12 protein-coding genes are annotated in these 12,640 nt (G+C 73.4%); 9 read left to right on the top strand and 3 right to left on the bottom strand.

Features of this window, described 5'->3' with window-relative positions:
* Window positions 1–52: 52 nt before the first annotated feature.
* Together QSK45_RS33335 and greA are read left to right on the top strand one after the other, a co-directional pair.
* Window positions 53–451, top strand: a complete 399-nt coding sequence (locus QSK45_RS33335) for a DUF4307 domain-containing protein (protein ID WP_285562641.1) — start codon at window positions 53–55, stop codon at window positions 449–451.
* 230 nt (window positions 452–681) lie between these two features.
* Window positions 682–1,182, top strand: coding sequence for a transcription elongation factor GreA (gene greA / locus QSK45_RS33330; protein WP_285562640.1), 501 nt, complete (start codon window positions 682–684; stop codon window positions 1,180–1,182).
* 83 nt (window positions 1,183–1,265) lie between these two features.
* Here greA and ilvA read toward each other — a convergent pair whose 3' ends face one another.
* On the bottom strand, window positions 1,266–2,495 hold the full coding sequence (gene ilvA, locus QSK45_RS33325) for a threonine ammonia-lyase (protein ID WP_285562639.1): 1,230 nt from the start codon (window positions 2,493–2,495) through the stop codon (window positions 1,266–1,268).
* Window positions 2,496–2,657: 162 nt separating this feature from the next.
* Here ilvA and QSK45_RS33320 point away from each other — a divergent pair, with 162 nt between their 5' ends.
* The 3 genes from QSK45_RS33320 to QSK45_RS33310 all read left to right on the top strand — a co-directional run bounded on the left by QSK45_RS33320 (window position 2,658) and on the right by QSK45_RS33310 (window position 4,100).
* A complete protein-coding gene (locus QSK45_RS33320) occupies window positions 2,658–3,164 on the top strand; it encodes a MarR family winged helix-turn-helix transcriptional regulator (RefSeq protein WP_490993651.1) in 507 nt (168 codons plus the stop codon).
* 131 nt (window positions 3,165–3,295) lie between these two features.
* Entirely contained in the window at window positions 3,296–3,799 is a 504-nt protein-coding gene (locus QSK45_RS33315; RefSeq protein ID WP_285562638.1) for a sigma factor-like helix-turn-helix DNA-binding protein, read from the top strand.
* A 52-nt stretch (window positions 3,800–3,851) separates the two neighbouring features.
* The gene (locus QSK45_RS33310) at window positions 3,852–4,100 is read left to right on the top strand and encodes a hypothetical protein (RefSeq protein ID WP_285562637.1); all 249 of its coding nucleotides are present in this window, start codon (window positions 3,852–3,854) and stop codon (window positions 4,098–4,100) included.
* Between the two features lie 52 nt (window positions 4,101–4,152).
* On the opposite strand, the gene QSK45_RS33305 is transcribed toward QSK45_RS33310, so the two are convergent.
* Window positions 4,153–5,307: a cystathionine gamma-synthase gene (locus QSK45_RS33305; protein WP_285562636.1), complete on the bottom strand. Its 1,155-nt coding sequence runs from the start codon at window positions 5,305–5,307 to the stop codon at window positions 4,153–4,155.
* A 232-nt stretch (window positions 5,308–5,539) separates the two neighbouring features.
* Here QSK45_RS33305 and QSK45_RS33300 point away from each other — a divergent pair, with 232 nt between their 5' ends.
* From QSK45_RS33300 to QSK45_RS33285, 4 genes are all read left to right on the top strand, one after another.
* Window positions 5,540–6,658 carry a hypothetical protein gene (locus QSK45_RS33300; protein ID WP_285562635.1) on the top strand — a complete coding sequence of 373 codons (1,119 nt, stop codon included), beginning with the start codon at window positions 5,540–5,542 and terminating at the stop codon, window positions 6,656–6,658.
* A 182-nt stretch (window positions 6,659–6,840) separates the two neighbouring features.
* Window positions 6,841–8,478: a M48 family metalloprotease gene (locus tag QSK45_RS33295; protein WP_285562634.1), complete on the top strand. Its 1,638-nt coding sequence runs from the start codon at window positions 6,841–6,843 to the stop codon at window positions 8,476–8,478.
* Window positions 8,479–8,516: 38 nt separating this feature from the next.
* Window positions 8,517–9,626 (top strand): hypothetical protein, encoded by a 1,110-nt coding sequence (locus tag QSK45_RS33290; protein ID WP_285562633.1) that lies wholly within the window; start codon window positions 8,517–8,519, stop codon window positions 9,624–9,626.
* A gap of 193 nt (window positions 9,627–9,819) precedes the next feature.
* Window positions 9,820–11,097 carry an ATP-binding protein gene (locus QSK45_RS33285; protein WP_285562632.1) on the top strand — a complete coding sequence of 426 codons (1,278 nt, stop codon included), beginning with the start codon at window positions 9,820–9,822 and terminating at the stop codon, window positions 11,095–11,097.
* Window positions 11,098–11,486: 389 nt separating this feature from the next.
* On the opposite strand, the gene QSK45_RS33280 is transcribed toward QSK45_RS33285, so the two are convergent.
* Window positions 11,487–12,527 carry an NAD(P)-dependent alcohol dehydrogenase gene (locus QSK45_RS33280; RefSeq protein ID WP_285562631.1) on the bottom strand — a complete coding sequence of 347 codons (1,041 nt, stop codon included), beginning with the start codon at window positions 12,525–12,527 and terminating at the stop codon, window positions 11,487–11,489.
* Between the last annotated feature and the right edge of the window lie 113 nt (window positions 12,528–12,640).

Below are 12,640 nucleotides of genomic sequence, written 5' to 3'. Positions count from 1 at the left end.
GCTTCTATAGTGACCGAATCGGGGGGCGATTAATTCCGCGGAGAGGACGATCATGAGTACGGCGAGCACGGGGCTGCCGGCGGGCCGCTACGGCCGCTCCTCTGACGAGCGTGCCGACCGCAGACTCAAGGTCGCCGCCGTGGTGCTCGGCGCCGCCCTGCTGGCCCTGGTCGGCTACTTCGCCTACCACTACGTCGTGCAGACGCGGATCAGCGCCCAGGTGATCACCTTCGACTCCACGGACAACGCGGTCAAGGCGCACCTGGAGGTCCACAAGGACGCCGGGACGGACGGCTACTGCACCCTGCGTTCCCAGGGCGCGGACGGTGCCGAGGTCGGCCGCGCCGACTTCCACTTCACCGGTTCGGCCACCCGCATCGACCAGGTGGTCACGCTCCGCACGACGGCCCGCGGCACCACCGCCGAGCTGCTGGGCTGCCACGCCGGCTGACGCCGCTGTCCGTCCCCTCGGCGACACGCCGCTCGCCCCGCCCCGCCCCGCCCCGGCGCGCCTTCGCCCGGAATACGGACGGCCCGACCTGCGTTGATGTGATTCTGATGGCTTATGTCCTCCCCCTTTCGCGGATGAATTGTTAGGCTCGTGGTTTCGCCCATCCAAGAGGGAACATTCTTCTGGGTAGGGCGATGCTTTGTATTCCCAGTACCGACGAGGAGCACCCTGTGACCCAGACCAGCGAGAACGTCACCTGGCTGACCCAGGAGGCGTACAACAAGCTCAAGGACGAGCTTGAGTACCTTACTGGTCCTGCGCGCACGGAGATCGCCGCCAAGATCGCGGCCGCGCGCGAGGAGGGCGACCTGCGTGAGAACGGCGGGTACCACGCGGCCAAGGAGGAGCAGGGCAAGCAGGAGCTGCGCGTGCGGCAGCTGACCCAGCTTCTCGAGAGCGCCAAGGTGGGCGAGGCCCCGGCCTCCGCCGACGGCGCCGTCGCGCCGGGCATGGTCGTCACGATCGCCTTCGACGGTGACGAGGACGACACGATGACGTTCCTGCTCGCCTCCCGCGAGTACGCGAGCTCGGACGTCGAGACGTACTCACCGCAGTCGCCGCTGGGCGCCGGTGTCATCGGCCACAAGGTCGGCGAGGACGCGGAGTACGAGCTGCCGAACGGCAAGAAGGCCTCGGTCCGCATCCTGAAGGCCGAGCCCTACAACGGCTGAGCCGCGAACCCCGGACCCCCGGCATCCGCAGCGGACGCCGGGGGTTCCGTCGTCCCACCACCGCCCGTCGTCGCAGCGCGGTCTCAGGAGATCACCGTGTAGCCCGCGTCCCCCAGGCGCCGGCCGACCTCGGCGCAGTGCGCCGGGCCCTCCGTCTCCAGGTGGAGTTCGACCTCCGCCTCGCCGAGGCCGAGCCGGGAGTCGGTGCGGACGTGGCTGACGTCGAGGACGTTGGCGTCCACCTCCGACAGCACCCCGAGGAGGGTGGCGAGGGCCCCCGGGCGGTCGGTGAGCCGCAGCCGGACGGCCAGGTAGCGGCCCTGCGCGGCCATGCCGTGCCGCAGGACCCGCTGGAGCAGCACGGGGTCGACGTTGCCGCCGGACAGGACCGCGACGACCGGGCCCTCGAAGGTGTCCGGGGCCGCGAGCAGCGCCGCGACCGGGCTCGCCCCGGCCGGTTCCACGACCAGCTTGGCCCGCTCCAGGCACAGCAGCAGCGCGGCGGACAACTGGTCCTCGGTGACCGTGCGCACCTCGTCCACCAGCTCGCGGACGATCCCGAACGGCACCACGCCGGGCATGCCCACCTTGATGCCGTCGGCCATCGTGGCCGGGTTCGCCACGGCCACCGGGTGCCCGACGGCCAGCGAGGGCGGGTAGGCCGCGGCACCCTCCGCCTGCACGCCGATGATCCGCACGTCCGGCCGGATCGCCTTCACCGCGACCGCGATCCCGGCCGCCAGCCCCCCGCCGCCGATCCCGACGACGATGGTGCGCACCTCCGGGCACTGCTCCAGGATCTCCAGGCCGACCGTGCCCTGGCCCGCGATGATGTCCGGGTGGTCGAAGGGGTGGATGAACACCGCGCCGGTGCGGGCCGCGTACTCCTGGGCGGCGGCCAGCGTCTCGTCCACCACCTGACCGGTCAGGCGCACCTCGGCGCCGTACTCCCGGGTCGCGCTGACCTTGGGCAGCGGGGCGCCCTGCGGCATGAACACGGTGGCGTGCACGCCCAGCAGCGAGGAGGCGAGGGCGACGCCCTGCGCGTGGTTGCCGGCGCTCGCGGCGACCACCCCGGCCGCCCGTTCCTCCGGCAGCAGCCCGGCGATGCGCACATAGGCGCCGCGCAGCTTGAACGAGCCGGTGCGCTGGAGGTTCTCGCACTTGAGCTGCACCGGCGCGCCGACCAGCTGGGACAGGTGCCTGCTGCCCTCCATCGCGGTCGACCGCGCCACGCCCGTGAGCATCTTCCGGGCTCCGCGTACGTCGTCCAGGGTGACGGAACGCAAGGGGTGGGCGGTGCGGCTGTTCATGACCCCAGCATCGCAGCTCGTCGTGCGGTACGACGGGTGTGACCACGGTCCGGAACGGGTTTGCGCAGCGCCGGTACGGCCCGGCGCCGGGCCGCGTACCCTGTCCCCCAACCTTGCAGCCCTTCATGAAGCGAGCCCCCGGCCATGCCCACAACACCTGAAATGTCGATGGACATGACGACCGTCGGTGATCCCGGTCTTCTCGAATCCCTCCAGCACGAGGTCGCGGTGTTCGCCCGCCGAGCCGAACAGACGCGCCTCGGCGGTGTCGGGCAGGTGCGCAACTCCATGGACCGCGCGGCCTACCTGCTGCTCAACCGCCTCGACAAGGAGGGACCGATGGGCGTCAAGGCGCTCGCCTCGGGCATGGGCATCGACTCCTCCACGGTCACCCGGCAGGTGGCCCCGCTGGTCGACACCGGCCTGGTCAAGCGCACCTCGCACCCGGAGGACGGCCGCGCCGTGGTGCTCCAGCTGTCCCCGCGCGGTGCCGCCCGGCTGGCGGAGGTGCGCTCCTCGCGGCGCCGGCTGATGGCGGACCTGACCGAGGACTGGGCGCCGGAGGAGCGCGAGCAGTTCTGCACCCTGCTGACCCGCTTCAACCGCGCCCTGTCCGCGCGTACGGCCCAGGGGGGCCCGGCCGCCGCGGAGCGGCCCCCCGCGTCCTGACCGGTTGTTCACCGGGCGCACGCCAAGTCTTGACCGCGAAGCCTCGCCGGCCTTCATATGAGACCCGGGTCCTGCGTCGTACGCGATTCACCTGTCCCGTACCGGACGGGGCCCCGTCAGGGGGAGGCGTTGTGCGTGAGCGGCAGGTGTCCCAACGGGCCCGCCGGGCCCGGGAGTTCGAGGCGTTCGTCGCGGGCGCGGCCGGGCGGCTGCTGCTTGCCGCCACACTGCTCACCGCGGAGGCGCCGGACGCCAATCCGCGCGCGCGGCGCCTGCTGACCCTGGCGCTCGGCCACACCTACGCGCGCTGGCACCGACTGCGCGGCGAGGACCCGTACGACTGCGCGCGCCAGTACCTCGCCGTCCGCTTCGCGCGCACGATCTGGCACCGGCCCGGCCTGCTGCGCCGCGAGCGGCCGGTTCCGCGGGGTCCGCTGGCCGCCCTGAGCCCGCAGGAGCGGCTGGTCCTGGTGCTGCGGATGTACGAGGGGGTCGCGGAGGAACAGGCGGCGGCGCTGCTCGGACTGCCGGTGGAACGCGTGCACACCGTCTGCGACCGGGCGACGTCGCTGGTGCTGCACCCGGTCCTGCCGACCGGTCCACACGCGGTGAACGCGAAGGTGGCACCGTCATGAGCACGCCGGCGCGACGGAACACGTCGCGACAGCGGAACACAGGGAGGCCGGCGTGAACCGCGCCGAACGGGAGGCCGCCGTACGGCGGGTGATGGCCGACCAGCCGGTGCCGGTGCCGCCGGAGCTGTACCCGGAGGCGGTGCGGCGCGGCGAGCGGCTGCTGCGGCGCGGGCGGCTGGTGCGCCGGGTGATGTGGCTGCTGGTGTGCGTGGCGATCGTGGGGTTCGGGGTGTGGGCGGCGTACGCCCAACCGTGGGTGGAGCCGCCCTCGCAGACGACTCCACCCGTGAACGGCTGGTGACCGTGCCGGCGGGGCCCGGTCGGCCGGCGCCGCCGGGACCCGTGCAGAGCGACTAGCCCAGCGCCTGGCGGAGGTCCTCGAGCAGGTCGTCGACGTTCTCGATGCCGACGGACAGACGGACCAGGTCGGCGGGGACCTCCAGGGCCGAGCCGGCCGCGGAGGCGTGGGTCATCCGGCCGGGGTGCTCGATCAGGGACTCGACGCCGCCGAGCGACTCGCCGAGGGTGAACACCTTGGCGCGGTTGCAGATCTCGACCGCCGCCGCCTCGCCGCCCTCGACGCGGAAGGAGACCATGCCGCCGAAGGCGCGCATCTGCTTGGCGGCGACCTCGTGGCCGGGGTGCTCGGGCAGGCCCGGGTAGAGCACGCTGGTCACGCGGGCGTGCCGGCTGAGCATGTCGGCGACCTTGGTGGCGTTCTCGCTGTGCCGGTCCATGCGCACCGCGAGGGTCTTGGTGCCGCGCAGCACCAGCCAGGAGTCGAAGGGGCCGGCGACGGCGCCCATCGCGTTCTGGTGGTAGGCCAGCTCCTCGCCGAGCGTCTGGTCGGCGACGATCAGGGCGCCGCCGACCACGTCGGAGTGGCCGCCCATGTACTTGGTCAGGGAGTGCACGACGACGTCCGCGCCGAGCGACAGCGGCTGCTGGAGGTAGGGCGTGGCGAAGGTGTTGTCCACGACGAGCCGGGCGCCCGCGTCGTGGGCGACCTGGGCGACGGCGGCGATGTCGGTGATGCCGAGCAGCGGGTTGGAGGGGGTCTCCACCCAGACGGCCTTGGTCCGCGGGGTGATCGCGGCCCGTACGGCGGCCGGGTCGCTGGTGTCGGCGACGGACCACTCCACGCCCCAGCGGGTGGCGACCTTGGAGAAGAGGCGGAAGGTGCCGCCGTAGGCGTCGTTCGGGATCACCACGTGGTCGCCGGGGGTGAGCAGCGTGCGCAGCAGGGTGTCCTCGGCCGCGAGGCCGGAGGCGAACGCGAGGCCGCGGCTGCCGCCCTCCAGCGCGGCGAGGTTCTCCTCGAGGGCGGTACGGGTGGGGTTGGCGCTGCGGCTGTACTCGTAGCCGCCGCGCAGCCCGCCCACGCCGTCCTGCTTGTAGGTCGAGACCTGGTAGATGGGCGGGACGACCGCGCCGGTGAGGGGATCCGCGGTGTTGCCCGCGTGGATCGCGAGGGTCTCGAAGTGCTGACTGATGTGCCTGTCGCTCATTGCACCGAGCGTAGTGCGCCCGGCAGGATCCTGATGCCCGGTGGAGTCGGCGGGTGCGGGCCGGAGGGATATCCCTGTGTCGGGGGTGGCGGTCCCCCGGGGGCCGCGCCGTCCCGCAGCCGTGTCCGCCTCCCTGCCCGCGACGAAGTGTCTGTCATGCCCGCAACCGGAGTTGTCCACAGGCTGGGGGCGGGGTTGGTCAATTGTCGGTGGTGTCTGGAACGCTTGGGGCATGGCGATTCTCTGGCTGCTCCTGGCCCTGCTCATGCTGAGCTGCGTGCTGCTCCCGCTCGTGCGGCGCAGGCGCGGGATGATCGAGCAGGTGCACCCGGGCCACCCGGACGCCGCCGACCCCGCGGACTACGGCTTCCTGCGCCAGGAGGAGCTGGACGTGCGCCTGCCCGGCCCGGACCAGGATCTGCTGGACGCGCTGGAGCTGGTCCAGCGCACCCAGGACCCCACGGCGGCGGCCCAGCTGCTGGCCGGCACGGAGACGGCGGGCGAGCTGCGCTGGCAGCGGGTGCAGGCCCTGGCCGGCGCCGCCGCGCTGGAGCTGCAGCAGCGGCCGGGCGGGGTGCACGAGACGCCGGGCGGCCAGTGGCTGCGGGTGTGGCGGGCCGAGCGCCCCGAGGACGCGGGCGGTGCCGCGGTGCACGCGGAGTTCCTGGTGCAGCGGGCCTGGCGGGCCTCGGCGGCCGGCACGGAGGACTTCCGCATCCTCATGGAGGAGGCCCGGGAGGTGTGCGGGCAGGCGGCCGGACTCGCGCCCGCGGACCCGGTGCCGCACATCATCGAGCTGGCCGTCGCCCGTGGACTCGGCGCGTCCCGCGAAGAGTTCGAGCGGCTGTGGCTGAAGGTCCTCGACCGCGCCCCGCACCACATGGGCGCGCATCTGGCCGCGCTCCACTACTGGTGCGAGAAGTGGCACGGCTCGCGCGAGCAGGCGTACGCCTTCGCCGAGGCCGCGGCGGCCCGCGCTCCCAAGGGCTCGCTGCTGGCCGCGCTGCCGCTGTTCGCGGTGTTCGAGCACCTCCCCGAGGTGAACCTGGTGCTGAGCCTGTATCAGAGCGAGGTCATCACCAAGGCGATCCAGGGCGCGCGGCACGCGGTGCACGAGGCCCGATCCGAGGACCCGACGCTCCCTCATGTCCGCCACCTGCTGGTGTTCTTCCTGGTCCGCGCCGAGCGCTGGGCCGAGGCCATGCGCGAGCTGATACACGTCGACGGCCATGTCGGCGCTCTGCCCTGGACGCTGGCGGCCGACCCGGCGGCCGAGTTCGCCGTCTACCGCGCCCTGGCGGTGGCGGGGTACGAGGCCAACGGGGGCAGCCCGGCGAGCCTGCCCGGCTGACCCGGCCGGCCGGCCCCTGCCACAGGAAGCCCACAGGAAACCCATTGCCCTTCTGACCTGCGCTAGGGCATAGTTCGGCATCCCCCCACACCGCACCACGTGCGCGCCGGCGACCGTCGGCTTCTTCGTGCTGCACCCGTTCCGTCTCCTGTCTCCGAGGTCCTGTGGGGGGATTCCGCCCGATGGGCGCGACTCTGCGCGCGTTGCGTGCTCTTGTGCTGCTGCTCGGCTTCTATCTGCTGAGCCTGGTCCTGCTGGCCGCGCTGGTCGGCGTCGACATCGCCGCCTTCCGCTGGGGGCACGGCCCGGCGGTGGCCAAGCTCGGCTTCGTCACGGTGCTGCTGGCCATCCCCGTCGTGCGCGGCATGTTCATGCTGCGCACCCCGAAGGGCGAGGCAGGCCCGGGGATCGACGTCACGGAGGCCGACGAGCCCCGGCTGTGGGCCCTGGTACGGGAGGTCGCGGCGGCCGCCGGCACCCGCGCCCCCGACCGGATCCGGCTCACCGGCGAGGTCAACGCGGCGGTCAGCGAGGACCCGCGGCTGCTCGGCCTGCTCCCCGGGCCGCGCCGCCTCTACCTGGGCGTGCCGCTGCTGACCGGCCTCACGCAGGCGCAGCTGAGGGCCGTACTCGCCCATGAGTACGGACACTTCACCGGCGGCGACACCCGGCTGTCCGCGCTGGTGGTGCGCGGCCGGGTGCAGCTCGGGCGGGTCATCGAGCAGTTCCACGAGCGGGCGGACGGCAAGGTGGCCGCCGAGCGGGCCAAGCAGGAGCGGGCCTCGGCCAAGCGGGTCGCGAAGGGCAGGAAGGCGAAGAAGGTCGACACGTCGGGCTCCGGGGTCTCCTACCGGATGATGGCGGCGATCTACGGCCAGTACGCGAAGCTCTATCTGCGGGCCTCCCTGTCCACGGCGCGCGGGCAGGAGTTCGCCGCCGACCAGGTGGCCGCCCGGATCGCGGGGCGCGACGCGATGGCCGCCACGCTGCGCGAGATCCCGGTGCTGTCCGCCTCGCACGACTTCTACCTGGACTCCTACGCCACCCTGGGACTCGGGGCCCGGATGCTGCCGCCGCGCGGTGAGTTCTTCGGCGGCTTCGGCAAGCTGCTCGCCGCGCGGGCGCAGGAGCTGGAGGACCTGCGCGGACAGCTGCCGCAGGAGCCGGCGTCGCCGTACGACTCCCATCCGCCGATCGCGGAGCGGGTGCGGCGGATCGAGGCGCTGCCCGCCGACGGCCGCGCCGACGAGGCGACGGGCCCGGCGCTCGCCGTGCTCACCGACCCGGCACGGACCCTGGCCGCGCTGGAGGACGCCGTGCTCACCGACGAGGTGCTGGGCTACGGCCGCGCCGCAGGCTGGCCCGAGCTGCTGGACGCCTCGATGGCCTCGGGCCTGTCGTCGGCGCAGACCCCCCTGCACCGGGCGCTGGCCGCCCGCACCGGGCAGCCGGCGACGCTGGCCGCGCTGCTGGAGGTCGTGGACGCGGGCGGGCTGTGGCAGCTGGCGGAGCAGTTGCCGCTGTCGGCGGAGGCGAAGGCGGCACGGGGGCGGGTGTTCCGCGAGTTCGCGCGGCCGGTGCTGCACCGGTCACTGCGCACCATGGTGCTCGCCGAGTTCAGCGCGCGTTCGCTGCTGACCTGGGACTTCTCCTGGTCCGGCCCGGCCGCCGTACGACTGCCCGGTGAGGCCCCGGCGACCGGCGCCGACGGGCGGAACCCGGAGGAGGTCCTGGAGGCGGCGCTGGACGCGGCCCTCGCGGACCACCCCGACACGGCCGCCCTGCGCGCCCTGCTGCCGCCGGCGCCCCAGCCCGCCTGACCACCACCACCTCCCCGACGAACGGACCACACGCACAGATGACCGTCCTGCTCTGGATCCTGGCCGTCCTGGCCCTGCCCTTGGTGATCGCCGCCATCTGGTTCACCGGCGTGTTCGTGAAGGAGTTGTTCTCCCCGAGCCCGCCCGCCCCGGACGCGACGGCGCTGGCCGCCGAACGACTGGGGCTGCTGCCCGCCGAGCGGCAGGACACCGAGCACGCCGCGCCCCCGCCCGCCGCGTGGTCGGCCGCGCTGGCGGCGGCACGCGACGGCGACTGGGAGCCGGCGGCCGAGCTGCTGCGGGCCAACGGGCGCGACTGGGAACGCCGTTCGTCGATCGCCGCCGAGCTGGGCACGCTCGCGGCCGAGGAGGACGGCTGGCTGCTGGCCTGGGAGTCGGCGCGTCCGGGCGACCCGGACGCGGCCGTGGTCAGGGCGCAGGGCACGGTGTATCTGGCGTGGGAGCTGCGCGGCGCGAAGCAGGCCCAGTACACGAGCCGGGAGCAGTTCGAGGGGTTCCACCGCATGCTCACCGCGGCCCGGGAGGAGATCGCACGGGCCGCGGAGCTGAACCCCGAGGACCCGACGCCGTACATCGTGGAGATCTGGGTGGGGCTGGGCCTCGGGTACCCGGGCGCCGAGATGGACAAGCTGTGGGCGGAGATCACGAGCCGCGCGCCGTACCACTTCGGCGCGCACTACGCGGCTCTCCAGTACTGGTGCGCGAAGTGGCGCGGCTCGAAGCAGCAGGCGTTCGCGTTCGCGGAGCGCGCGGCCGGCCGGGCGCCGCTGGGCAGCCTGCTGACCGCGCTGCCGCTGATCGCGCACTTCGAGCACGACGAGACCACCGACGTCGCGGCGGACAGCACGCCCGAGATGCTCGCCCTGGTCGACGCGGGCCTCGCCGACGCGGCGGCCTGCGCGGCGAGCGACCCCGACCGTCCCGGCCTCGCCCAGTTGCGCCACCTCCTCGCCTACTACCTCCATCTCCAGGACCGTCACGAGGCGGCGCTGGAGCAGTTCCGGCTGGTCGACGGCCATGTGGACGCCCTGCCGTGGAGCTACCGGGGCGACGGGGCGGCGTCGTACTACTGCCGGGTGCGGAACGAGACGGTGGGGGCGGTGCAGGCGGCGGCGGACGCGGCCTGAGGGACACCGACGCGGGCAGGCCACCCCGGCGGGCCGGCCGACGGGCACGGACCCACCGAGGCCGCCGGCCGGGGCGGTCCGACCGGAGGAGGAAGCGGCGGACCGATCCCGGCGCACGGGCCCCGCCTGGAGATGTCATCCCCCGCCCCCGCGGAGACAATGGGAGACCCCCTGGTGGTGAGGTGGTGCCCCCATGCCCGCATGGCATCTGCGCGACTATCACGACGACGATCTCGATCAGGCGATCCAGATCTGGGACCAGTGCCGTCCCGCCGACGAGGACCCGGTGTTCCCGGTCTCCGAGGTGATGGCCGCGGCCAAGGCCGGGCAGACGGCGGTAGTCGCGGTGGTCGGGGACGAGCTGGTGGGGATGGCGGTGGCCCAGGCCCAGGGCAAGCGGGGCTGGATCCTGCTGATGGCGCTCGCCGCGCGCTGGCGCGAGCGCGGGATCGGCAGCGCGCTCCTCGCCGAGCTGGAGCGGCGGCTGCGGGCGCTGGGGGTACGGCACATCAGCGCGCTGCTGCCCGCGGGCGCGGCCGGGTCCAAGGCCCTGGCGAACACCGGTTACCGGAGCCGCGACGACCTCACCTACTTCGAGAAGCTGGAACCGCTCGGCGCCGCCAACGCCGACGTCCTCGCCGCGCTCGGCGGCCGGATGCTGCCCGAGGGGTTGTGGGACGCGATGGCGGGCATGGAGCGGGAGAAGCAGGTCGTGGAGCGGCGGGTGGTGCTGCCGCTGACGGAGCCGGCGCTGGCCGACCGCTACGGGGTCGTACCGCCCAAGTCGGTGATCCTGTTCGGGCCGCCCGGCACCGGCAAGACGAGCTTCGCCAAGGCGGTCGCGTCCCGGCTCGGCTGGCCGTTCGTGGAGCTGTTCCCCTCCCGGCTCGCCGCGGACACCAGCGAGGGGCTGGCGACGGCCCTGCGGGACGCCTTCGCGGACCTCGCGGAGCTGGACTCGGTGGTGCTCTTCATCGACGAGGTGGAGGAGATCGCCGCCGCGCGCTCCGGCAAGGCGGTGGACCCGGGGCACGGGGTGACCAACGAACTGCTCAAGCTGATCCCGGTCTTCCGCGAGCACGACTCGCGGCTGCTGGTCTGCGCCACCAATTCCGTACGCTCCCTCGACGCGGCCTTCCTGCGGCCGGGACGGTTCGACTACGTCATCCCCATCGGGCCGCCCGACCCGACCGCCCGCGCGGCGATCTGGGCCCGCTACCTGAGGGGCTCGGGCGACTCGGTGGACCTCGGCCGACTGGTCGGCGCCAGCGAGCTGTTCACCCCGGCCGACATCGAGTTCGCCGCCCGCAAGGGGGCCCAGGCGGCCTTCGAACGCGAGGTCGCCCACCGCGAGGGCCGCCCGGCGGGCACGGAGGACTACATGGCCGCCATCTCCGACACCCGTCCGACCCTCACCCCCCGGGCGGTCAAGGAGTTCGGCGAGGACATCGACACGTACAGCCGGCTCTGAGGGGGCGCTCGGGAACGTGCGCTGCCGCACGCGCCCGGAGCGACGCCTCACCGTCGGCCTGCCTGCCCGGCGCGGCGCACGCCGGCGCGAAGCAGCCTCCGCCGGGGCCGAGCCGGCCCGGTCCCGTGGACGGCGCACGCAAGTCGAGCATCTCCGGGTGACGGACCGCGCACCCCCGAAGGGGCGCGGGAAACGGCGGGCAGCGGCTGGGCCGCACCCGGCCACTCGGCCCGGTCCCGTGGACGGCGCACGCAAGTCGAGCATCTCCGGGTGACGGACCGCGCACCCCCCGAAGTGGCGCGGGGAACGGCGGCCGGCGGCGGCCCCGCGCCCGGCCACTCGACCGCGTCACCACGGCGAGCGGCCCGGGAACGGCCGGGCGCCGCAGGTCAGATCGTCGCGGCGTCGATCACGAAGCGGTACCGGACATCGCTGGCCAGCACCCGCTCGTACGCGTCGTTGATCTCCGACGCGGCGATCAGCTCGATCTCCGCGCCGAGCCCGTGCTCCGCGCAGAAGTCCAGCATCTCCTGGGTCTCCGGGATGCCGCCGATGCCGGAGCTGCTGAGGCTGCGGCGGTTGCCGAAGAGGGACTGGAGGACGATCTGGACCGGCTCCTCGGGCAGACCCACGTTGACCATGGCGCCGTCGGTGCGCAGCAGCGAGAGGAAGGCGGCGAAGTCGAGGGGCGCGGAGACCGTGTTGAGGATGAGGTCGAAGGTGCCCTTGAGGTCCTCGAAGGTCTTCGGGTCGCTGGTGGCGTGGTAGTGGTCGGCACCCAGCTTGAGGCCGTCGTCCTTCTTGCGCAGCGACTGGGAGAGGACGGTGACCTCCGCGCCCAGCGCGTGCGCGATCTTGACGCCCATGTGGCCGAGGCCGCCGAGGCCGACGACGGCGACCTTCTTGCCGGGTCCGGCGTTCCAGTGCTTCAGGGGGGAGTAGGTGGTGATGCCGGCGCACAGCAGCGGCGCGGCCACGTCGAGGGACAGGCCCTCCGGGATCCGGACGACGTAGTTCTCGTCCACGACGATCTTCCGGGAGTAGCCGCCGTAGGTCGGCTCACCGTCGCGGCCGGTGTCGTTGTACGTCCAGGTGGGGCCCTTGTCGCAGTACTGCTGGAGGCCGGCCTCGCAGTTGTCGCACTCCCGGCAGGAGTCGACCATGCAGCCGACGCCCACGCGGTCGCCGACGGCGTACTTCGTCACGCCGGCGCCGACCTCCGCGACGACGCCCGCGATCTCGTGGCCCGGCACCATCGGGAAGGACGCCTTGCCCCAGCCCTCGCGGACCTGATGGATGTCGGAGTGGCAGATACCGGCGAACTTGATGTCGATCAGGACGTCGAACTCGCCGACCGCCCGTCGCTCGATCTCGGTCCGCTCCAGGGGTGCCTTCGCGGCGGGCGCGGCATACGCGGCAACAGTGGTCATGTCGGGGTTCTCCCTCGCAAGGTCCGGCGCGTGCCCGGCTGCTTTTCCACCGGGCACATCCCAAGAGTGCCCTGTGTCCGCGGAAGCACCCAGGCCACGCCTTTGCGTACGAC

The organism is Streptomyces hygroscopicus subsp. hygroscopicus (assembly GCF_030269125.1).
GTDB classification, from domain to species: Bacteria; Actinomycetota; Actinomycetes; order Streptomycetales; family Streptomycetaceae; genus Streptomyces; species Streptomyces hygroscopicus_C.
Note: the sequence above shows the minus strand (reverse complement) of the source record. Positions and strands in the feature narration are given on the sequence as shown.